The sequence below is a fragment of the Hyphomicrobium sp. ghe19 genome (assembly GCF_902712875.1).
Lineage (GTDB): Bacteria > Pseudomonadota > Alphaproteobacteria > Rhizobiales > Hyphomicrobiaceae > Hyphomicrobium_B.
This window is the reverse complement of sequence record NZ_LR743509.1, coordinates 4,337,186-4,359,167: the sequence shown is the minus strand read 5'-3', so window position 1 is coordinate 4,359,167 and position 21,982 is coordinate 4,337,186. Positions and strand designations below refer to the sequence as shown.

Genomic DNA, 21,982 nt, shown 5'->3' with positions numbered 1-21,982 from the left:
GAGCTAGAAGATGTACCGTACCGCCACGAACCCGCCGATGAGCAGCACGAGAAATGCCGTCGTCACGAGCGCTAGCCGGCCCTCGATGAAAGAGCGGATAGGCTCACCGAAGAAATATAAGAGACCGGCGACGAGATAGAAGCGCATGGCACGAGCGACGATGCTTGCGCCAACGAACGCTAAGATATCCATCTTGCCGACACCCGCCGCGATGGTCACGACCTTGTACGGGATCGGCGTCATGCCTTTGATGATAACAGCGGCGACACCGTACTCTTGAACGAAGGTCTCGAAGCCGTCGAGCGCGTGTTCGCGTCCGTAGAACTTCAGAATGGGCGCGCCGATAGCGTCATAAAGATAGTAGCCGATTGCGTATCCGAGCAATCCGCCGAGAACGGAGGCGATGGTCGCGATCGTCGCGTACCACCACGCCTTCCGCGGCTGGCTGAGCACCATCGGGATGAGCATGATGTCGGGAGGAATGGGAAAGAACGAGCTTTCCGCGAACGAGACGCCCGCAAGCGCCCAGGGCGCCCGGGCGCTGGCCGCCATCCGCATCGTCCAATCGTAAATTCCCCGAAGCATCTTCGCTGATTAACCGGCGCTTCGAAGGTTGTCTACGCGTTCCGGCGATTGAAAACTTTTTGAAAGCTTTGCGACAACCGCGTTAAGCACGAGACGGCCCTGAGGCGTCACGCGAATTCGATCGGGGCCGGGCGCATTCGTTTCAGGCCGCAATCCTGGGCCCGCGCAGGCGACGATGTCGTCAAGCTCGTTTCGCCGCCAGTTTCCCGAAGTGCCGGACCGTCCCGAGGTGTCTGACATTCCCGAAGTCTCTGAGTCGACTGCAGACTGAAGCAGGCCGAGATCTTCGAGTTCTGCGATGGCGGGCCTTGACGGGCGGGCGCCACCAAGCGCCGCGAGCCGGCCGAGATCGATACCCTCGCTGAGGCGTAGACCCATCAAGAGCATTTCATCCGCCTGCTCCTCGCGCGCAAGCGTCGTCATTTCTGTGAAGCCGTGACCCGCCTCCTCGACCCGGGCGACCCAGGCTTCCGGATTGCGTTCGGCGACCGTCGCCGTGCGCGTGTTCCTGACGAGAATGCGGCCGTGCGCGCCGGGCCCCACGCCCGCGTACTCGCCATAGCGCCAATAAAGAAGGTTATGCCGGCTCTCCGAACCGGGCCGCGCGTAATTTGAAACCTCGTATGCCGCGAGACCACGCTCGGCCGTCATCTCTTCCGTAATTTCGTAGAGCGCGCTCGCGTCGTGATCATCCGGGATGATCAGCTTGCCCGCGGCATGAAGCGCCGCGTACGGAGTGTCAGGCTCGATCGTCAGCTGATAGAGCGACAGGTGATCGCCTGCAAGATCGAGAGCTTCTGCAAGCTCCGCGCGCCAAGCCTCAGCCGTTTGACCAGGACGCGCGTAAATGAGATCGAACGAGAACCGCTCGAATGTTCCGCGCGCAATTTCGAGAGCAGCCTTGGCTTCCGCAACGCTGTGAATGCGCCCGAGCTTGCGCAGCTCCTGATCGTTCAGCGACTGCACGCCGATTGAAACGCGATTGACGCCCGCTTCCCGAAACCCCCGAAAACGGCCAGCTTCGACGCTGCCCGGATTAGCCTCGAGCGTAATCTCGGCGTCGGGCGCTATGCCCCAGCGCTTCGCGATGTGCTCGATGATCGACGCAACCGTATGCGACTGCATCAGCGACGGCGTTCCGCCGCCGAAGAAGATGCTCGTGACGATGCGCGCGCCTATGCGCTCAGCGACCCAATCGATCTCGCGTTTATACGCTGCGAGAAAGCGCGCCTCGTCCCAACCACCGAAACGCACGTGACTATTGAAATCGCAATAGGGGCACTTCTGGGCGCAGAACGGCCAGTGCACATAAACGCCGAATGTTTGACCCACTTCAGTCATGACTGCTCGCGGCCAACATGGCCTTGGACAATTGCCGCCACGCCGGTTCCTCGCTCGACGGCATCCTCCCGAGAGCGCGCGCCAAAGCGTCGAGATAGGATTCAAGCGTCGCGTTTTTCCAGTCCTGCCGGTGCGCAGCAAGATCGTCTTTCAAACGCTCGATGAAAGCCGCCGCCTCGACGCGCGTCGAAAGACTGGCGGCAGCCGCTGAAAATGCAGCGATGTCCCGCGTTTCGGCTTCATCTGTCGCCGCCCCGGGCGAAATTTCGTCGAGCATCGCGGCTTTGAAAGCGGCGAACGCGCGGGTCCGGTGCGATATCGCATATTTCTCGTCAGGCTTCATCTCGCCGAATGTCCGCGTATCCCCCTTGGGTACGAACATCGGATCGTAGCCGAAGCCGTTCCCGCCGCGCGGCGGCCAAACAAGATTTCCGAAGACCTTGCCCTCGAATGTTTTGACGTCGCCGTTTGGCCAAGCAAGGCACAGGACGGAGATGAAGTTGGCGCGCGGACCGCTATCGTTCCAGCCGTCGCGTCGCGTGATCTCGTCGGCGACCTTCTGCATGGCAACGCCGAAGTCCTTGCCGGAACCCGCCCAGCGCGCCGAATAGATGCCTGGCGCGCCATCGAGGCAATCGACTTCAAGCCCCGAATCGTCAGCCAGCGCCGGCAATCCAGATCCCTGCGCCGCAGCGACTGCCTTGAGCCGCGCATTGCCTTCGAACGTTGCCTCGGTCTCCTCGGGCTCTGCAAGGCCAAGCTCGCCCGCCGATACGGCATCGAGCCCATAGGGATGAATGAGCTGGTTGATTTCCCACACCTTGCCCGGATTGTGGCTCGCGACGACGAGGCGCGTACCTTTCGAAAGCCGCATCATGCAATTCCCCAGATACGCGGCTCGGCGATTTCGAGGCAGTTGCCGGCAGGATCGCGGAAATAAATCGACCTCCCCCCGCGCGGCCATTCGAAGTCGGCCTCGATATGCACGCCGAGGCTTTCAAGTCTCGTCAGCCACTGACCGATCGCTTCGCCCGACGCGCCAAAGCAAACGTGTCCTTCACCCTCCGCACCATGCGGGGGTACCGGAAGCGACGCACCGACCGTTGGAAATTGCGTCGCGTCAGGATTGAAAATCAGCAGCATCTGGTCTCCGCAGCGATAAAATATATGGCGACCCGGAACGGCCGCGAACGGCTCCAATCCGAGTGCGCGTCGATAGAAATCCTCGATCCGCGCAAGATCGGGAGCGTAAAGAACCGTTTCAAGAATTCTGAGTGGCGCGGGGGATGAGTTCAGATCGACGCCCATAGGAACAATCCAACGCTGAGCGCGCCGAGCGCGCTTCGAACACCGTGCAGCGTCCCCCACCTCTCGACGAGCGCGCGTGTGCTTTCGTCTGCGCTCTCGAGGGCCGTTGCTTCAAGCTTCTTATTAACGGGCATGATCACAAAAAGCGTAAACGGCCAATTGGCGACGAGCAGCAGCGCGCCGGCGAACCAGATCCACCGCCCCGTCACGATGGCCTCGAGCGTACCGAGGATGAACCCGATCGCGGCGAGAGATGCCTGCATCTGGAACCCTCGCGCATAGCTCGGCTTCCATTCGGCAAGCATCGCCCGGTTGTCGAGTTCGAGCCGCGCTGGCTGTTCCGCCCAATTGATGTAGATAGCCGCGCCCGTAAAGAGCGCGGCGACGACGAGGGTGAACTCTCCAAACATGGCCCCTACCCTTGCAAGGCTTAAGCGACCGTCAGCTTCTGGAGTTGGACCAGCTCCCCGATACCCTTCTTCGCGAGTTGCATAAGGTCGGTAAAGCGCTCCTCGCTGAAGGGCGTCGTCTCTGCCGTTCCCTGAATTTCGACGATTCCGCCTGTCCCGGTCATGACGAAATTCGCATCCGCGTCCGCGTTGCTGTCCTCGGCATAATCGAGGTCGAGAACCGGTTCGCCTTTGTAAAGTCCGCAGGAAACCGCCGCCACGTGGTCGCGCAAGACGTTTTCCTTCACCATGTCGCGCATTTTCATCCATTGGATGCAATCATGCAGAGCAACCCAGGCGCCGGTGATCGAAGCCGTGCGCGTGCCGCCATCGGCCTGGATGACGTCGCAATCGACCGTGATCTGGCGTTCACCGAGCTTCGTCAGATCGACGACCGCCCTGAGCGCCCGGCCGACAAGCCGCTGAATTTCCTGCGTACGCCCCGACGGATGACCGCTCGAAACTTCGCGGCGCGTGCGCTCATGCGTGGCGCGCGGCAACATCGAATATTCGGCGGTAACCCAACCGCGGCCCTGACCCTTGAGCCACTGCGGCAGGCGCTCTTCCAAGCTTGCGGTGCACAGGACATGCGTATCGCCGAACTTGATCAGGCAGGAGCCCTCGGCGTGTTTAGAAACGGCGCGTTCAATTGAAACGCGGCGCAGCTCGTCCGGCTTGCGTTTAGAAGGTCGCATGATTTCCCTGAAATGTTAACGTTGCGGCCGCGACCCTAATCAAGGCCCTGGGGTCCATCAACCGGAAACAAGGCTAACTTTACCTCATGACGCGCGCGGCATTTGACGCCGGGCCCCGCGGTTCATAGATTCAGACCGTGAGATTAGAGGAACATATGGTGAGTGCGACGCTGCTCGACGGCAAAACCCAGCTCCAGAGGCTGGACGAGCGGTCCCGGACTATTCTTCGAAGGATTGTCGAAAGTTACCTCGCCACGGGCGAGCCGGTCGGTTCGCGTAACTTGTCTCGCGCTCTGCCGATCGCCCTGTCGCCGGCGTCGATCCGCAACGTCATGTCGGATCTGGAGCAGCTCGGCCTCATCATTTCGCCCCACACCTCGGCCGGGCGCCTGCCGACCCAGCTCGGGCTGAGGCTCTTCGTCGACGGCTTGCTCGAAGTCGGCGACGTCTCGATGGAAGAGCGCCGCCAGATCGAAACCCAGATCGCCTACCGGCGCGACAAGTCCGTCGACCAGCTTTTGACCGAAGCCGGCGAGATGATCTCAGGTCTATCCCACTGCGCGGGCGTCGTGCTCGCCGAAAAGCAGGTCGCACGCCTGCGCCACATCGAGTTCGTTCCGCTGGAACCGCTGCGCGGCTTGGTGATCCTCGTGGACGAGGATCAGAACGTCGAAAACCGCATCATCAATTTGCCGGAAGGCTTGCCGCCCTCGGCGCTCCAGGAAGCGTCCAATTATCTGAACACTCACCTTCGCGGCATGACGCTGGCGGAAGCCAAGGCCGAGATCGAAAAGTCTTTGAATGTGGCCAAAGCCGAACTCGACCAGCTGACTCAGAAGGTCATCAAGGCCGGACTTGCCGAGTGGTCTGGCGTTTCCGACGACCGCAAGAGCCTCATCGTTCGGGGCCAAAGCAATCTCCTGAAAGACGTGACCGCAGCTGAAGATCTCGATCGCATCCGTCAGCTCTTCGATGCTTTCGAGTCGAAGCAAGATATTGTCGAGCTGCTGGGTGCTTCGGAAACCGCCGAAGGCGTGCGCATTTTTATCGGCTCGGAAAACAAGTTGTTCTCTCTTTCGGGCTCATCATTGATCGTAGCGCCGTTCCGGGACCAGACGCGTCACGTGGTTGGCGTGCTGGGTGTCATCGGGCCGACGCGTCTCAACTACGCCCGGATCATCCCGATGGTGGATTATACGGCGAAGCTTGTAAGCCGCCTCATCGGTTGAGATTTTGGCTTGCCACATGCATCCGCTGGACGCGTGCATTTTGAACCGCCTTGATTTTTCCCGTTCCGCGGCCGATATCCCGGCACCCTTCGAAATTCACCATTGGCATTTTCAGCGAAGAGAAAAATGAGCGACGAAAAGAAGCCGGTTGACGACACCGTTCAATCGCCCTCCGAGGCTGCAGCGACCTCCACGCCGGACGGCGTCGGCGTTGAGCAGCTCAAGGCCATGATCGGTGCCCTCCAGAGCGATCTCGACAAGAGGCTCGACGAGCTGACTGGTAAGCAGGATCAATACCTTCGCGCGGTTGCCGAAACCGAAAACGTCCGGCGACGTCTCGAACGCGAAAAGGAAGAGACGGCCAAGTACGCAATCGCCAAGTTCGCGAAAGACATTTTGTCCGTGGGCGACAATTTCCAGCGCGCCATAGCCGCGGTGCCTATGGATGCGGTCGAAACTGACCCGGCGTTGAAAGCGCTGCTCGATGGCGTCGTTCTGGCAGAGCGCGACTATAAGAGCGCTCTTGAGCGGCACGGCGTCCGCGTCATCGACCCGGCGGGTCAGCCGTTCAACCCGCATCACCATCAAGCCGTGATGCAACAGGAAGACACCAGCGTCCCGGCCGGTACCGTGCTGCAAGTCTATCAGGTCGGTTATCTTCTTGATGACCGTTGCTTGCGCCCTGCCATGGTCGTTGTTTCCCAAGGCGGCCCGAAAGCCGGAAAGCCTGGCGATGGGCCACAGGAGGCGCCGCAGGACACCCCCCCTCGGATGCCTGAGTCCGATGCTTGAGTCTGCGCTTGACGGCTCACCGCCCTAAGGTTTGGCGACAGAGTGTCTGGGGACAGACCTTAGGGATTTTAAAATATGAGCCTTCCATAAAAGGGGGGCTCACGTCGGCGAGGTGGCCTTGAGCCGCCGAAAGCCCTGAAAATAGATGCTTTTTACCAGACCCGTGCCGACCGCAATCGTGTAATTGAAAAGGCTAGAAAGTGATCTGTAGCGGGTGGAAGAAGCGTTGCACCCCCAAAACAGGCCCCTATATAACCGTCGGTTACGCAATTGAAATCCTGGGGACCGGTGCCTCTAACCTCTCGTTGGGGAGCACGACGGATGCCAAACAGGGTCCACCCGGTCTGCCGCAACTAAGAAGGATTGACTAGAATGGCTAAAGTAATCGGTATCGACCTCGGCACGACCAACTCGTGCGTCTCCGTCATGGAAGGCGGAAAGCCGAAGGTTCTCGAGAACTCCGAAGGCGCAAACACGACGCCGTCTGTTGTTGCATTTACCGCCGATGACGAACGCCTCGTCGGTCTCCCGGCCAAGCGCCAGGCCGTGACCAACCCGACGAACACCTTTTTTGCGATCAAGCGCCTGATCGGCCGTCGCTTCGACGATGCCGAGGTGCAGAAGGACGTAAAGCTCGTCCCCTTTCATATCATCAAGGGCCCGAACGGCGACGCCTGGGTTGAAAGTCACGGCAAGCAGTACTCGCCCCAGCAGATCTCGGCGTTCATCCTTCAGAAGATGAAAGAGACCGCCGAAGCCAAGCTCGGCGAGAAGGTTACGCAGGCGGTCATCACCGTTCCGGCTTACTTCAACGACGCCCAGCGCCAGGCAACGAAAGACGCCGGCCGCATCGCGGGTCTTGAAGTCCTCCGCATCATCAACGAGCCGACGGCAGCCGCACTCGCCTACGGCCTCGACAAGAAGAAGGAAGCCAAGACGATCGCAGTCTACGACCTCGGCGGCGGCACCTTCGACGTCTCCATTCTTGAAATCGGCGACGGCGTCTTCGAGGTGAAGTCGACGAACGGCGACACGCACCTTGGCGGCGAAGACTTCGACATGCTGCTCGTCTCCTACCTGGCCGACGAGTTCAAGAAAGAGCAGGGCATCGATCTCCGCTCCGACAAGCTCGCACTTCAGCGTCTGAAGGAAGCCGCTGAAAAGGCCAAGATCGAGCTGTCGAGCGCTCCGCAGACCGAAATCAACCTGCCCTTCATCACTGCCGATGCGTCGGGTCCGAAGCATCTCACAATGAAGCTGACGCGCGCCAAGCTCGAAAGCCTCGTCGGCGGCCTCATCGACCGCACGAAGGCGCCTTGCGAAAAGGCATTGAAGGACGCTGGCCTGAAGGCTGCCGAGATCGACGAAGTCGTTCTCGTCGGCGGCATGACGCGCATGCCGAAGGTCCAGGAAGTCGTGAAAGCGCTCTTCGGCAAGGAACCCCACAAGGGCGTCAACCCGGATGAAGTCGTGGCCATCGGTGCTGCGATTCAGGGCGGCGTTCTGCAGGGCGAGGTCAAGGACGTTCTGTTGCTCGACGTGACGCCGCTGTCGCTCGGCATCGAAACGTTGGGTGGCGTCTTCACGCGTCTGATCGATCGCAACACGACGATCCCGACCAAGAAGAGCCAGACCTTCTCGACGGCAGAAGACAGCCAGGGCGCCGTGACCATTCGCGTATTCCAGGGTGAACGCGAAATGGCGGCCGACAACAAGCTGCTCGGCCAGTTCGATCTCGTCGGCATCCCGCCGGCGCCGCGCGGCGTTCCGCAGATCGAAGTCACCTTCGATATCGACGCCAACGGCATCGTTCATGTCTCGGCGAAGGACAAGGCAACCGGCAAGGAGCAGTCGATCCGTATCCAGGCGTCGGGCGGTCTTTCCGATGCCGACATCGACAAGATGGTCAAGGACGCCGAGGCTCATGCTGCCGAAGACAAGCAGCGTCGCGAGCTCGTCGAGGTGCGCAACCAGACGGAAGCGCTCATCCATGGCACCGAGAAGTCACTCACCGAGAACAGCTCGATCCCGGCAGTCGCCGCGATCAAGGGCGACGTGGAAGCCGCAATTGCCGCCGCCAAGACGGCGATTGCCGGTGAAGACGCCGAAGCCATCCGCTCCGCGTCAACGGCACTCACCCAGGTCGCGATGAAGATCGGCGAAGCCGTCTACACCGCCAAGGGCGGTGCTGAAGGCGTCGAGGGTGGGGAACCCTCTGCCGAGAAGAAGTCGGACAGCGGCGACGATGTCGTCGATGCCGACTTCGAAGAAGTCAAAGACGACAAGAAGAAATCGGCTTAAGAGTCGAACTCGAAATCGCCCTCGGACCTCCCGGCCCCTCCCCGAATGGAGGGCCGGTCTGGTCTGAGGGCGAAAAATTGAGATAAAGACGCTAGTAATCGTTGCGACCATTCGCCGACCAGCAACATTTCACCTAACGGGTCATAGAACAGCGCATCATGGCTAAGCGCGATTATTATGAAATTCTCGGCGTCAAGCGGAGCGCCACCGATATTGAGCTTAAATCCTCCTATCGTACCCTCGCAAAGGAATGTCACCCCGACCGGAACGCGGGGGACAAGGAAGCGGAGCGCCGCTTCAAGGAGCTGAATGAGGCCTACGAGGCCCTGAAGGATCCGCAGAAACGCGCCGCCTACGACCAATTCGGTCATGCGGCGTTCGAAGGGGGCATGGGAGGCCGCGGCGGACCGGGCTTCGGCCCCGACTTCGCCTCCTCGATGTCGGACATCTTCGACGATCTGTTCGGCGAGTTCATGGGCGGCCGGCGAGGCCAAGGCGGCGGGGGCGGCCGATCGCGAACAGGCCGCGAAGCTGGCGCCGATCTTCGCTACAACCTCGAAATCACGCTCGCTGAAGCCTACGCTGGGAAGACAGCGCAAATCCGTGTGCCCGCGAGCGTCAAATGCGAAACGTGCGCAGGCGCCGGCGCCAAGCCCGGAACGAAAGCCAAAACCTGCACGACCTGCGGCGGCATGGGTAAAGTCCGCGCCAGCCAGGGCTTCTTCACGATCGAGCGCACCTGCCCCGTATGTCAGGGCCGCGGCGAGATGATCGATGACCCCTGCGTCGACTGCTCGGGCTCCGGCCGCGTGCAGAAGGAGCGCACGCTATCGGTGAACATCCCGGCCGGCGTCGAGGATGGCACGCGCATTCGCCTCGCAGGCGAAGGCGAAGCGGGCCTTAGAGGCGGCGCGCCGGGCGATCTTTACATCTTCCTGTCGATCAAGCCGCATGAGTTCTTCCAGCGCGACGGCGCCGACATTTTCTGCAAGGTGCCGATCGCGATGACGACCGCCGCGCTCGGAGGCCAGATCGATGTGCCGACGCTCGAAGGCACCACGACGCGCGTCAAGATCCCGGAAGGTACTGAAAGCCGCAAGCAGTTCCGGCTTCGCGGCAAGGGCATGCCGGTGCTCCGCTCGAAGGTCTCCGGCGACATGTACATCGAGGTCGATGTCGAAACGCCGAAGAACCTGACGCGCAAACAGCGCGAGCTGCTCGAGGAATTCGAGCGCGCGAGCCACAAGGAAACCAGCCCCGAGAGCGCTGGCTTCTTTTCCCGGGTTAAGGAATTCTTCGAAGGTAAGAGCGGCTGATCAGCTGCTTTGGCCAGAAATCGACGCCCAGGACTGACACCCCATGACTGACGCTGCCGCCAAAGATCCGCGACTGCTCTTCTTCGCGGGCAGTGCCCGCCTGAACTCGTTCAATAAGCGCCTGGCGAAACTCGGCGCCATGATCGCGGAAGCCAACAGCATTCCCTCGACGTTCGTCGACCTCGCCGACTATCCGATGCCGATCTATCATGGCGACCTCGAAGAGGAAGAAGGTCCGCCGGACAATGCCCGCAAGCTGAAGAACTTGATGAGGGCACACACCGGCATTTTCATCGTCAGCCCTGAGTACAACGCCTCGTTCTCGCCGCTCCTCAAGAACGTCATCGACTGGGTCAGCCACACCCGCGACGACGGAGAAGCGCCGCTCGAAGTCTTTCGGACCCGCGTCTTCGCGCTTGCGTCGGCGTCGGGAGGCGGCCTCGGTGGCCTTCGTGGACTGATGCAGCTCCGCGCCGTGCTCGAACTCGGAACCGGAGCCCTGGTGCTCCCTGAGCAGTTCGCGCTGCCCCGCGTCCGCGAAGCCTTCGACGACAACGGCCACTTGAAGAACAAGGACCAGACCGAGCAGCTGAAGTCGGTCATCCAGAAACTCGCACGCGCCGCCCGCGTGCTTCACGGCTGAGCAAAAAAATGATCGACCGCGCCACCCGGGACAAACTGATCGTCGCTCTCGACCTGCCGGCCTATGACGAGGCGCGCGCCCTGGTCGATCGCCTGGGCGACACCGTCAGTTTTTACAAGATCGGACTCGAGCTCCTGTTCACCGACGGATTGGCGTTGGCCCAGGAATTGAAGCGTGAAGGCAAGCGCGTCTTTCTCGACCTGAAGTTTCTCGATATCGGCAATACGGTCGAGCACGCCGTCGCCGCCGCGGCAAAACTCGGCGTCGATTTCGTCACGGTGCACGGCCACGACACGAAAACGATGACGGCAGCCGTCCGCGGACGTGGCGGCTCGGATTTGAAGCTGCTCGCCGTCACCGTGCTGACGAACCTCGATCAATCCGACCTCGACGAGCAGGGCATCGTGGCAACGCCGGGCGGCTTGGTCGTCGGACGTGCGCGCATGGCGGAGAACGCGGGATTTGATGGCGTGATCGCGTCGGGCCAAGAAGCCGCCGCCGTCCGCGCCGAGACCGGCCCGAAGTTCCTGATCGTCACGCCGGGCATTCGGCTGCCGGGCGCCGAGACCGGTGATCAAAGCCGTATCACCACGCCCGAAGAAGCGCTTCGTTTTGGCGCCAACCATCTCGTCGTCGGCCGTCCGATCAACGCTGCGCGCGATCCGAAAGCGGCTGCCGAGACGTTCCTCGCGCATATCGCCGGGGCTTAAGCATCTCGCCTAATTCGTCTGGCCGATCATGGCCTTGCCACAGCATCGCCCATCTCTGACCACGCCGAGCCCATACTCCGGGTTTACCCACCCTTAACCGTCCCGGGGATTAGCTGAGGCGGCCCACGGGTAAGAGTTGGCGGGGTTTTTTAAGCGTGATGCGTTGGCGTTGGCATTTGACCCAGCAAGCCCTGTTGCTTGCCGCGATGGTCGTTGTCGCCGGATCGGCCGTGATGCTGAGCCATGCCCGCGCCGACGAAGTCGCCGCCGAAAAGCCGCTGCCCTCGGCAATCGAAGCCGCCCTCATCATGAAAGAGATCGTGCCGGAAGCGCCGGTCTATATCCGCGTCTTCAAGGAAGAATCGGAACTCGAGGTGTGGAAGGCCCGCCCAAACGGCCGCTATGCCCTCGTCAAAACATTCCCCGTCTGCAACTGGGGCGGCACGCTCGGCCCCAAACGCGTGATGGGCGATAGCATGTCGCCCGAAGGCTTCTACCGCGTGACGCCTGAAGGGCTGAAGCCGGACAGCAAATACCATCTCGCTTTCAACATCGGCTATCCGAACGCCCTCGACCGCGCGCTCGGCCGGACCGGCAATTACATCATGGTCCACGGCGATTGCCGAAGCGTCGGCTGCTTCGCGATGTCCGACAAATACATCGAAGAAATCTACGCATTCGTGCGCGATGCGTTGAACGCGGGCGAACCCAGCATTCCGATCCATGTTTTCCCGTTTCGCATGACGGCCGAGAACATGAAGCGCCATGCCGAGAACGAGGCGCGGGCGACCTGGAAGCCTCTGCGGGAGGCCTTCGACGATTTCGCGCGAACCCGCGAACCGCCGAAGATTGGAATGTGCGGCAAGCGCTACGTCGTCAATGCCCTGACGCCCGTCGGCAACGATCCCAATGCCGACTGCCCGGCCGTCATTGGAAAGCGTATAGCGCCGCTGTCGCCGCGGTCGTCCAAGCGTCTCGTCAAAGCCGATCCTCGCCTCGAAGCCCAAGGGCCCAAACTGAAGTCCGCCGAGGCAAGCTTCGGCTGGACATCACCGGTCTCGGGCGCTGTATTCGCGTGGGGTACCGACAGCGGCACCCCGAGTGCGCGGCCCGGCAAACCCTCTCAAAACGAAAGCGACGCAGCGCTCGGCGCCATGCAGCCCATCCTGAAGCGCTGACAGGCTTCGGCTTCGCCGCGCCTTCCCTGCAACGAGTCCAGTTGCCCAAATGGTGCCGGTCCGGCTATGGCTCCTCGCCTGACAATCAGTGCCAGACTTTACGGCCCCAACTTCCAGGCCCCAAACTTCCGAGAAAGAGATTGCAATGCCGAAGGGATACGTCATCGCCCACGCCACAATCACGAACCCCGAGAAATGGGCTGAGTACGTGGCGAAATCGAAAATCGCGCTCGAAAAGTACGAGGGCAAGCCCATCGCACGCGGCGGCAAGAGCGAAATCGTCGAAGGCAACGGAACGCCGCGCAACGTCATCCTCGAGTTCCCAAGCTACGAGCACGCGCGCAACTACGCGACGTCGCCCGAATATGCGGAAGCGAAGGTGCTTCGCCAGGGCGCCGGAACGCTCGACATGACGATCGTCGAAGGCGTCTGATCAACCTCCTGACAATGTCATCCTCGGGCTTGTCCCGAGGATCCATCGTCCATCGCGTTCTCTGCCAAATGGATCCTGGGCATAAAGCCGAGGATGACAATCGAAATGGCCCACTTCCCAAGCAATGATGGACGGCCGGCATGGCGGGCACTCGTCCTGACATTGTTCCCGGAGATGTTTCCGGGACCGCTCGATGTCTCGCTCCTCGGCCAAGCCCGTGCGGCGAACATCTGGTCCCTCGATACATTGCAGATCCGCGACTTCGGCCTCGGCCGTCACCGCCAGGTGGATGACACGCCCGCAGGCGGTGGGGCGGGCATGGTGCTGCGCGCCGACGTTCTGGGCCCAGCGCTCGATCATGCAAAAACCATTTCGCCGGATTCTCCGCACATCTATCTGTCGCCGCGCGGCACGCCGCTGACACAGAGTTTGGCGCGAGATCTTTCCGAAGGACCGGGCGTAACCTTGCTCGCCGGCCGCTTCGAAGGCATCGATCAGCGCGTGATCGACGACAAAGGCCTCAAGGAAATTTCGATCGGCGATTATGTGCTCGCCGGCGGCGAGCTGGCCGCGATGGTCCTCATCGAGGCCTGCGTCCGGCTTCTGCCGGGCGTCCTCGGCGGCGCCGAAAGCCTCGCGAGCGAAAGCTTCGAAACCGGCCTCCTCGAATACCCGCAGTACACCAAGCCGCGTGATTGGGAAGGCCTTTCGATCCCGGACATTCTCCTCTCGGGCGACCATAAGAAAGTCGCGGAGTGGCGGCGCCGCCAGAGCGAGCAGCTGACGGCCGACCGTCGCCCCGATCTCTTACGTACCACCCGAACCTCAAAGTGACGTCGCAAGGCGCTTCGCCTTTGCATGGCCAGGATTTCTTGGGCAAATACGGAGGGACAAGATTCGCGGCGGCTTCACGGCATATCGCGAACAGGGCTCCAGGCCACGTGCGCGTCGCCAATTGAGAGACGGGGATGAAGAGTTTCAAGAACCTTCTGCTTGGTCCGCCGCGCCGGACGCTTGTCGGCGGAATGCTGATCGCGGGGACGCTGGTTGCATATCCGGCGTTCGCGGATGATGTTTCGCCGCCCGCGGCCCCAGTACCCTCGTCGACCGCTGTTACCGAGCCTGCCGCAGCGGTGCCCGAAGTCCAGCCCCCTGAAGTGCACGACGACGCCGTTCTGATGGCCGTGCGCAGCAAGCTCGCCGCTGGCCCGGCAGCGGAGGAAGACCGCGACCGCAAGGACCAAACCGCGCTCACCGATTTCTACGCCGCGCACCACGGAGAGGCGCTCTGGGTGACGGCGGCCGGCGTGAAGCCTGAAGCCAAGACGCTCGCAGCCGAAATCGAGAATGCCTGGGCGTACGGTCTCGATCCGGCGAGGTTCAAGCTTCCGGCTCTGAACGAAGGCGCACTGACCGCAACCGACACGGATTCGCTCGCCGACGCCGAAATCGAATATTCGAAGGCGGCTCTTCGCTACGCTCGCGACGCGCGCGGCGGCCGCATTCCCGATCCCGCCGAAATGCTGTCGACGAACCTTGACCGGCGTCCGCAATGGATCGAACCCAAGATCGTGATCGAAGCGCTCGCGACGACGCACGAGCCCGACGCCTACCTGCGCAGCCTCCAGCCGCAACAGCCGCAATTTGAAAAACTGCGCCAAATTTATCTGACGATGCTGCCCAAGGACGGCAAACCGGGCAAGCTCAGCACCGACGCCAAGCGCATCCGCGCCAACATGGAGATGTGGCGCTGGATGTGGACCAACATGGGCGATTTCTACGTCCTGAACAACATCCCCGAGTACATGCAGTACGTCTACAAGGACGGCGAAATCATCCGCTCGGAGAAGATCGTCGTCGGCCTCCTCGACAAGCAGACGACGATATTTTCGCGTCCCTTGAAATACGTCGTACTTCGCCCGGCCTGGCGCGTCCCCGAAAGCATCATGGTCAACGAGCTTTGGCCGAACCTCATTCGGGGCGGCGGCATGATGCGTCAGTACGGTCTGCAGATCGTGACCAAAGACGGCCAGCGCCCCGTCGACTACCGCAGCATCAACTGGGCGACGACGGACATCCGCAACTATGACGTGGTGCAGCCGCCGGGCCCGAAGAGCGTTCTCGGCCACGTCAAGTTTTCGTTCCCAAGTCAGCACACGATCTACATGCACGACACGCCCGACAAATGGATGTTCAAACCGGCGCAGCGAACGCTGAGCCACGGCTGTCTGCGGGTCTGGAAACCGATGCAGTTGGCAGAGCTTATCCTCAAGGAAGACAAGGGCTGGGACGCCGGCAAGATCGCCGAGCTCGACCGGGCGGGCGCGCTCAACAACGAGATTCCGATCACGAAGGAAATCCCGATCCACCTCGTCTATTTCACGGCGTGGGTCGGCGAAGACGGCAAGCTGAAAACCTTCCGCGACGTCTACGGTCACGAGAAGCGCGTTACGCAGGCGCTCGATGGCCAATGGAATAAGATCAATAAGGGCCGCGATCACTTGGCGCCCGTCGAGCCTTCATTCGACCCGTCCGCCGTCGCCGCGCGCGGACAGAACCTCGAAAACGATTACGGTGCGTACGGCCCGACTTCCAAGAAGAAGAACGCGAGCGTCGGCGACATGATCGGCAACGCCTTCGGCCTCAGCTACTGAGACCATCTGGCGAACTGATCAAAGATCAGCCTGCAATCAATGCGGCAAGCAATTGTCTGCGCTGAACAAATCGGCGCGCTCGGCATCGGTGGGAAGATATGCCGTGTACGCACTAAACCGTGGATAACTTCGCAGCGTAACGGGACTCGCCGACCCTGACGTGGTCAGCTGTCTGCGCAAGAAAGTCGTTCCTCAATTTGAGAGAAAGTGAGTATCGACATGGCACAGAATGAGAAAACATCTGCACGCGTGAGTGCGATTGCCTCCAGGGCGCTGCAGAACCCTCAGTCGCTGAATGCCGATGAAATTAAAGAGCTCGCCGCATCTGTTCTGACACAATCTTCAGATCATCAGAAATCGCAGCAAAACGCTCAGAACCAACAAAATCAGTCGAACCCTCAGTCGCAAGGTCAGCAGAAGCGTTAGGTCTGCTTTCGTCTTCCGTCAGCCTTTCGATCGAAAGGACGCAGCGGGTGGGTATCGTCATGATCCCACTCGCTTGCGCTTTTTCAGGGTGCTCGAGGTCGCCGACGTTCTGGCAGACGACCTTGACGTCCGCCGTATCCTTGACGAGCCAACCGACGCTCGCGACTTCTACTGGCCGCGCATCGGGCAGCGCCGCAAGATAACGCCACTGGCCGCATGGCTGCCTGCTGTCGAGCCACCTGATAATGACGAGCGGACATTCGGCCATTCCGCGCCTCCGAGTGTGATTCGACGCGAATCATAACAGACTCAGAGGGTTTTCGGGCCGCGTCCGGTCGCGACGCTCATTGCAGTGTGGCAAACCAACCAAGCCGTCGGCCGCAACTTGCCGCTTGAGCCCCAAAATCAGCGTCGCGCTGACGCAGAAGACTTCTCAGATGGACATGGACGCCGCTCCGGCGTTGAGATGAGCTGGATCTCCATCTCCGCCATCGCACCGGCCAAATGCGGCGACCCGGAACCTTTGACGCAGCGCCAGCTCGAGGCCGCGATATGAGCTTGGGCCCACTCGACAAAACCAGCCTCTTCCGCTATCACCCGGCCAACAACAATTCCCTCAAACGGGTTGCCCTTATGGGTTGCATGACCGGCTCGGGTCCTGATGGACGCCAAGTCGATCCTCTGCGTCATCAAAAAACGAAATGGAATCAATAAGATGAACATCATCCAACAGCTCGAGCGCGAGCAGATGGACGCCGTCCTCGCGAAGCGTGGCGTCCCCGAATTCGGCCCCGGCGATACCGTCAAGGTCATGGTCAAGGTCGTCGAGACCGTCGATGACCCCAAGGACAAGAAGAAGAAGGGCGCCGTCAAAGAGGCGACCGTCCGCTTCCAGGCTTATGAAGGCGTCGTGATCGCGCGTTCCGGCGCCGGCATCAACGAGAACTTCACCGTCCGCAAGATCTCCTACGGCGAAGGCGTTGAGCGCGTATTCCCGGTCTATTCGCCCTACATCGGCGAGATCGAAGTCGTGCGCCGCGGTAAAGTCCGCCGCGCCAAGCTCTATTACCTCCGCGGCCGCCGCGGCAAAGCCGCCCGTATTTTCGAACGTACGGACGCACGCGCTCGCCGCCTGAACGCCGCCTGGAAGGGCTTCAAGAAGCCGAAAGGCGAGGCCGAGGATCTGACGCAGATCAAGGGCATCGATATCGACCTGCAGAACCGCTTGAAGCAGCTCAACTGCTACAAGGTGGAGCAGATCGCCAACCTTTCGGACGAAGATATCGCCAACATCGACGAGACCTTGAACCTCAAGGGCGCGATCGAGAAGCAGGACTGGGTTGGACAGGCACAGCGTCTTCTCGCTGAGCTGACGGCCGCTGAAGTCCCCGCTGAAGAAGCCAAAGCTTAACCCCAGCCTCGGCTCAGGTGGCTATCGAATTAAAAGGCGCCGGGGAATTTCTCCGGCGCTTTTTGCATTAGAATTGCCGCGCGGTGTCACAAGGTATTTTGCCGGCGAACATTTCGCACTAAATATAGAACCGTAAGCACCGTCCGACGTGGCGTGGAGTCATATGTCCAACATCGAAGTATCGAAAACGGCCAGCCGCGACGGCAAGATTCCGCTGCACGGCCCCGAAGCGTTTGCCGCGATGCGCAAAGCTGGAAAGCTCGCAGCCGAAGCGCTCGATATGCTCGTTCCCATCGTCCAGCCAGGCGTCACGACCGCGACGATCGACGAACTGGTGCTCTCCTTTGCGCTCGACCACGGCGCCATCCCCGCGACGCTCAATTATCGCGGCTATCGCTACGCAACGTGCACGTCGATCAATCACGTCGTCTGCCACGGCATGCCCAACGACAAGCCGCTGAAGTCGGGCGATATCGTCAACATCGACGTCACGCTGATCGTCGATGGCTGGCACGGCGACACCAGCCGCATGTATGCCATCGGTGATGTTTCGCGCCGCGCCGAGCGCTTGATGCATGTGACGTATGAATCCCTGATGCGCGGCATCGCCGTTGTGAAGCCCGGCAACACCACCGGCGACATCGGCGCAGCAATTCAGCGGTTCGCCGAAGGCGAACGCTGCAGCGTGGTCCGCGACTTCTGCGGACACGGCCTCGGCCGCGTTTTCCACGACCGTCCGAACATCCTGCACTACGGCGAGCCGGGCGAAGGCACCGTGCTTGAGCCGGGGATGCTGTTCACGATCGAACCGATGATCAACCTCGGCAAGCCGCACGTGAAAATTCTGGCGGACGGTTGGACCGCCGTGACGCGCGACCGCGAGCTGTCCGCCCAGTTCGAGCACACGGTCGGCGTAACCGAAACCGGCTGCGAGATTTTCACCGAAAGTCCCGCCGGATTACACTTCCCGCCCTACGGCGTTCGCGCCGCCGCTTGATGGAGTGAATGTCGATGTCGCGCTCCGATGGATTTCGCGACAAGACAAGCGCTGCCGAGCAATCGACCTTTTTTTCAGTCGCGCCCGAAGCCGAAGCGAAACGCCCTCCCAGCGAAAAGGTGGCCGACGACAAGGTGGGCCACCGCCGCCGGCTGCGCGAGCGCTTTGAGAACGGCGGCGCCGACGCCCTCCCGGATTACGAGCTACTCGAAATGATCCTGTTCCGCGCCTTTCCGCGGATCGACACGAAGCCGATCGCCAAGCGGCTGATCGCGAAATTCGGGTCGTTTGCAGATGTTGTTTCGGCGCCCGGCAACCGGTTGAAGGAAGTCGAAGGCGTCGGCGATCGTGCCGTCGAAGAACTGAAACTGATCAAGGCCGCGGCTGAGCGCCTGACACGAGGTCAGATCGCCACGCGGCCCGCGCTGTCATCTTGGAACGGCGTCCTCGATTATCTGCGCCTCGTGCAAGGCTTCGAAACGCGCGAACAGTTCCGCATCCTCTTTCTCGACAAGAAGAACCAGCTCATCGCCGACGAGGTGCAGGGACAGGGAACTGTCGATCACACGCCTGTCTACGTGCGTGAGGTCGTGAAGCGCGCCCTCGAACTCTCGGCGAGCGCCATCATCCTGGTGCACAATCATCCGTCCGGCGATCCGACGCCATCGCGCGCCGACATCGATATGACCAAGCAGATCATCGACGCGGCGCGGCCGCTCGGCGTCGCCGTGCACGACCACATCATCGTCGGCCGCAACGGTCACGCGAGCCTCAAGGCCATGCGCCTGATTTGAACCGGACGTGGACACAGAAAAAGCGCTGGCAAACCCGCCAGCGCTTCCATTTTCTGCAACAATCGCCCTCTCGTCAAAGCCCGAGGAACTTGAACGGCTTTGTCTCGACGAAGCTGTCGTTGGCCGCGCCGGAATAGGTATTGCGCTGATCCGGCCCCAGATCCAGTTTGCGCACCTTGCCGGTTTCCTTCGAGAAATCGACCTTGCTGAAATCCACCCAGAACACATTCGGGGTCAGTGCCGAGTCGAAGAAATAGGTCAGGTTCTTCTGGTCAGCGACGGTGCGCCAGCGCGTGGAGGCAATGTTGGGTTGGTTTGGCGTACTGATGCCGAAGGGCACCGAGGCGTTCCGGATAACGCTGAAGACGCTGGCGGTCGCCTCGCGGGTGTCCTCTGACCTCGGAATGGCGTTCACATAGAACGCCGCGCGGGCGAAGCGGTCCGCTGCGCGGTTCGTTCCGGGCAGCATCACCGTGCCGCCGATGTCCTTCCAGTATGCGTTCAGCGCCAACTGCTGTTTGAAAGATGGCGAGTTGGTCATGACTTGGAACTCGCGACCGTGGTGAATAATCTGCTTGCCGTCGAGGTATTCGACGATGGCGCTGTCGCCGCTTGCGTCCGAGATCGACAGGTGCAGCGTGGCCAGACGGTCCTGCCCCGGCACCTTGTCGGTCACCAGGGTGAAGGGTTCGGACTGCAGATGCTTCACCGCCTCATCAACCGTCGCGAACTGGTCGAGCACATATTGCGCCCAGGCCGAAATCGCGAGCCCCGGCGTTTTGCCGTCGTATTCCGGATACTGCGACTCTGCCAGCCACAGCACATTGGCGACGAGGCCCGCCTCGTTCATTCCGTCGGTCGTCGAGATGTCATAGGCGGTTGCGATGACGCTGCCGTACTTCGCAGTCCACTTCACCGAATTAGGGCCCGCAGCGCCGTCACGTTCCATGCCGCGCGGCAGGATCCATAAGTTGGTGCCAATCTCTTCGCTCCAGTCCATGGACCGGGCCGTCATGTTCAGATTGTTGGCGCCAAGATAGACAAGGCGGGTGCAGGCGTCTGCAGCCGGCGTAAAGATCATGGCTCCGGCAAGGCCGCCCGCCATACAGGCGTTGACAATTGATGTCGTGATTTTCTTCATGACATGTCCTGATCGGATATGGGAAACATGGGACTGCGGCCAGTTTATCGAGCGGCGCCGTTCACGATCACATCGTCGTCGGCCGCAATGGTTACGCAAGTCTTAACGTCCTGCGCCTGATCTCGGCTGGATCGTCTCAAGCCCCACCCGCTTTGTCGATCGCGCTGTCGTAACGCGTATCTCGCATCGCCCAATAGACGCAGAGCGAGACGGCGATGCAGCCCGACACATACCAATAGAAATAGTGCTCATTTCCCAACTGCTTCAGCCACAGCGCAACCCATTCCGCCGTGCCGCCGAAAACCGCAACCGTGATCGCGTACGGCAAGCCGACACCGAGCGCCCGAACGGACGTCGGAAATAGCTCGGCTTTAACAACCGCGTTGATGGCGGTGTAGCAGGAGACGATCGCGAGTCCCGCCATCACCAGAGCAAACGCCTGCAACGGCTCGCTCACCGTTTGCAGTGTGGTGAGGATAGGCACCGTGCAGAGGGTTCCGAGCACGCCGAAGGCGATCAGCACGGGACGACGGCCGACGACATCCGACAGCGCACCGACGATCGGCTGCAGCAGCATGTAGATCAACAACGCCGACGCGGAGATCATTGTCGCCGTGTCTTTCGAAAAGCCGGACGTGTTGACGAGGAATTTCTGCATGTAGGTCGTGAAAGTGTAGAACGCCAACGTGCCGCCAAGCGTCAGCCCGACGACGATCGCGACTTCCTTCGGATGTCGCATCAGGGCTGCTATCGAGCCTTCATGGGACTTCGCGCGCCGGAAGGATTCCGTCTCGACGAGATCGCGGCGCATCACGAACGCGATGACGGCGAGGAGCGCTCCGATGGCGAACGGAATGCGCCAGCCCCACGCTTCGAGCTCAGCCGGCGTCAGCACAAATCTTTGAAGCACGATCAGCACCGACATTGCGGCCAGCTGCCCGCCGATCAGCGTCACGTACTGAAAGCTCGAATAGAACCCGCGACGCTCGGACGTCGCCATCTCCGAAAGATAGGTGGCGCTGGTGCCGTATTCGCCGCCGAGACTGAGCCCCTGAATCATGCGCGAGAGAAGCAGAATGATCGGCGCCGCAACACCAATGGTTGCATAGACCGGAGTAACCGTGATGAGAGCCGAACCGAAGCACATCAGCAGCACCGATGTCGTCAGAGCGACACGGCGTCCATGCCGGTCGGCCATACGGCCGAAAAACCAAGCCCCGATCGGACGCATCAGAAAGCCGACGGCAAAGATGGCCGCCGTGTTCAAAAGCTGCGCGGTCTGGTTGCCTTCGGGGAAGAACGCTTTGGCGAAATAGAGCGAAAAAGCCGTATAAACGTAGAAATCGTACCACTCGACCAGATTGCCCGACGAACCGATCAGAATGGCCTTAATCCGCTGAGGCATGCTCAACGCCGGCGTGGCCTTAATGTCTTGCACGCGCCTTTTCCCTCCGCATTTTTGCGTGAATCTAGCACGTGCCGCGCCGGAGTGCCGCAGTTCTGCTCGTAACGGGGACGCCATCCCCAGCGACATTGACGATTGGTAGACGGCCCCCCTAATTAGCAACCTTTACCGCGC

General features: G+C 61.0%; 22 protein-coding genes. 13 read left to right on the top strand and 9 right to left on the bottom strand.

What is annotated here, in order from left to right; all coding sequences use genetic code 11:
• Positions 1 to 3 precede the first annotated feature (3 nt).
• The 6 genes from AACL53_RS20715 to rph are packed head-to-tail and all read right to left on the bottom strand — an operon-like array spanning position 4 to position 4,378.
• Positions 4 to 585 carry a YqaA family protein gene (locus AACL53_RS20715; RefSeq protein WP_339086518.1) on the bottom strand — a complete coding sequence of 194 codons (582 nt, stop codon included), beginning with the start codon at positions 583 to 585 and terminating at the stop codon, positions 4 to 6.
• Between the two features lie 9 nt (positions 586 to 594).
• Positions 595 to 1,926, bottom strand: a complete 1,332-nt coding sequence (gene hemW / locus AACL53_RS20710; protein ID WP_339086516.1) for a radical SAM family heme chaperone HemW — start codon at positions 1,924 to 1,926, stop codon at positions 595 to 597.
• Positions 1,919 to 2,803 (bottom strand): RdgB/HAM1 family non-canonical purine NTP pyrophosphatase, encoded by an 885-nt coding sequence (gene rdgB, locus AACL53_RS20705; RefSeq protein ID WP_339086515.1) that lies wholly within the window; start codon positions 2,801 to 2,803, stop codon positions 1,919 to 1,921. Before rdgB ends, hemW begins: the two co-directional genes overlap by 8 nt.
• Positions 2,800 to 3,234: a VOC family protein gene (locus AACL53_RS20700; protein ID WP_339086514.1), complete on the bottom strand. Its 435-nt coding sequence runs from the start codon at positions 3,232 to 3,234 to the stop codon at positions 2,800 to 2,802. The genes rdgB and AACL53_RS20700 overlap by 4 nt, the downstream gene beginning before the upstream one ends.
• Positions 3,219 to 3,644, bottom strand: a complete 426-nt coding sequence (locus AACL53_RS20695; protein WP_339086513.1) for a DUF1772 domain-containing protein — start codon at positions 3,642 to 3,644, stop codon at positions 3,219 to 3,221. The genes AACL53_RS20700 and AACL53_RS20695 overlap by 16 nt, the downstream gene beginning before the upstream one ends.
• 20 nt (positions 3,645 to 3,664) lie before the next feature.
• Positions 3,665 to 4,378, bottom strand: coding sequence for a ribonuclease PH (gene rph / locus AACL53_RS20690; RefSeq protein ID WP_339086512.1), 714 nt, complete (start codon positions 4,376 to 4,378; stop codon positions 3,665 to 3,667).
• 155 nt (positions 4,379 to 4,533) lie between these two features.
• Between rph and hrcA the strand changes: the two genes are divergently transcribed.
• The 10 genes from hrcA to AACL53_RS20640 all read left to right on the top strand — a co-directional run bounded on the left by hrcA (position 4,534) and on the right by AACL53_RS20640 (position 15,634).
• Entirely contained in the window at positions 4,534 to 5,607 is a 1,074-nt protein-coding gene (hrcA, locus tag AACL53_RS20685) for a heat-inducible transcriptional repressor HrcA (protein WP_339086511.1), read from the top strand.
• Between the two features lie 126 nt (positions 5,608 to 5,733).
• On the top strand, positions 5,734 to 6,399 hold the full coding sequence (gene grpE / locus AACL53_RS20680; protein ID WP_339086509.1) for a nucleotide exchange factor GrpE: 666 nt from the start codon (positions 5,734 to 5,736) through the stop codon (positions 6,397 to 6,399).
• A 372-nt stretch (positions 6,400 to 6,771) separates the two neighbouring features.
• Positions 6,772 to 8,700 carry a molecular chaperone DnaK gene (dnaK, locus tag AACL53_RS20675; protein WP_339086508.1) on the top strand — a complete coding sequence of 643 codons (1,929 nt, stop codon included), beginning with the start codon at positions 6,772 to 6,774 and terminating at the stop codon, positions 8,698 to 8,700.
• Between the two features lie 158 nt (positions 8,701 to 8,858).
• On the top strand, positions 8,859 to 10,016 hold the full coding sequence (gene dnaJ / locus AACL53_RS20670) for a molecular chaperone DnaJ (RefSeq protein WP_339086506.1): 1,158 nt from the start codon (positions 8,859 to 8,861) through the stop codon (positions 10,014 to 10,016).
• Positions 10,017 to 10,059: 43 nt separating this feature from the next.
• Positions 10,060 to 10,659, top strand: coding sequence for an NADPH-dependent FMN reductase (locus tag AACL53_RS20665; RefSeq protein WP_339086504.1), 600 nt, complete (start codon positions 10,060 to 10,062; stop codon positions 10,657 to 10,659).
• Between the two features lie 8 nt (positions 10,660 to 10,667).
• Positions 10,668 to 11,369 (top strand): orotidine-5'-phosphate decarboxylase, encoded by a 702-nt coding sequence (pyrF, locus tag AACL53_RS20660; RefSeq protein WP_339086502.1) that lies wholly within the window; start codon positions 10,668 to 10,670, stop codon positions 11,367 to 11,369.
• Between the two features lie 176 nt (positions 11,370 to 11,545).
• Positions 11,546 to 12,547 (top strand): murein L,D-transpeptidase family protein, encoded by a 1,002-nt coding sequence (locus AACL53_RS20655; protein ID WP_339086501.1) that lies wholly within the window; start codon positions 11,546 to 11,548, stop codon positions 12,545 to 12,547.
• A gap of 145 nt (positions 12,548 to 12,692) precedes the next feature.
• A complete protein-coding gene (locus AACL53_RS20650) occupies positions 12,693 to 12,980 on the top strand; it encodes a DUF1330 domain-containing protein (protein ID WP_339086500.1) in 288 nt (95 codons plus the stop codon).
• A 105-nt stretch (positions 12,981 to 13,085) separates the two neighbouring features.
• A complete protein-coding gene (gene trmD / locus AACL53_RS20645) occupies positions 13,086 to 13,814 on the top strand; it encodes a tRNA (guanosine(37)-N1)-methyltransferase TrmD (RefSeq protein WP_339086498.1) in 729 nt (242 codons plus the stop codon).
• Between the two features lie 134 nt (positions 13,815 to 13,948).
• Positions 13,949 to 15,634 (top strand): L,D-transpeptidase family protein, encoded by a 1,686-nt coding sequence (locus tag AACL53_RS20640; protein WP_339086497.1) that lies wholly within the window; start codon positions 13,949 to 13,951, stop codon positions 15,632 to 15,634.
• Positions 15,635 to 15,941: 307 nt separating this feature from the next.
• On the opposite strand, the gene AACL53_RS20635 is transcribed toward AACL53_RS20640, so the two are convergent.
• Positions 15,942 to 16,328, bottom strand: a complete 387-nt coding sequence (locus AACL53_RS20635; protein ID WP_339086495.1) for a hypothetical protein — start codon at positions 16,326 to 16,328, stop codon at positions 15,942 to 15,944.
• A gap of 447 nt (positions 16,329 to 16,775) precedes the next feature.
• Here AACL53_RS20635 and rplS point away from each other — a divergent pair, with 447 nt between their 5' ends.
• The 3 genes from rplS to radC all read left to right on the top strand — a co-directional run bounded on the left by rplS (position 16,776) and on the right by radC (position 19,262).
• Positions 16,776 to 17,471 (top strand): 50S ribosomal protein L19, encoded by a 696-nt coding sequence (rplS, locus tag AACL53_RS20630; protein WP_092869169.1) that lies wholly within the window; start codon positions 16,776 to 16,778, stop codon positions 17,469 to 17,471.
• 163 nt (positions 17,472 to 17,634) lie between these two features.
• Positions 17,635 to 18,468: a type I methionyl aminopeptidase gene (map, locus tag AACL53_RS20625; protein WP_339086493.1), complete on the top strand. Its 834-nt coding sequence runs from the start codon at positions 17,635 to 17,637 to the stop codon at positions 18,466 to 18,468.
• Positions 18,469 to 18,482: 14 nt separating this feature from the next.
• A complete protein-coding gene (gene radC, locus AACL53_RS20620) occupies positions 18,483 to 19,262 on the top strand; it encodes a DNA repair protein RadC (RefSeq protein ID WP_339086492.1) in 780 nt (259 codons plus the stop codon).
• Positions 19,263 to 19,335: 73 nt separating this feature from the next.
• Here the strand turns inward: radC and AACL53_RS20615 are convergent, their stop codons facing one another.
• Together AACL53_RS20615 and AACL53_RS20610 are read right to left on the bottom strand one after the other, a co-directional pair.
• Entirely contained in the window at positions 19,336 to 20,367 is a 1,032-nt protein-coding gene (locus AACL53_RS20615) for a linear amide C-N hydrolase (protein WP_339087010.1), read from the bottom strand.
• A 172-nt stretch (positions 20,368 to 20,539) separates the two neighbouring features.
• Complete coding sequence (locus AACL53_RS20610) at positions 20,540 to 21,808, bottom strand: MFS transporter (RefSeq protein ID WP_339087009.1); 1,269 nt, start codon at positions 21,806 to 21,808, stop codon at positions 20,540 to 20,542.
• Positions 21,809 to 21,982 lie beyond the last annotated feature (174 nt).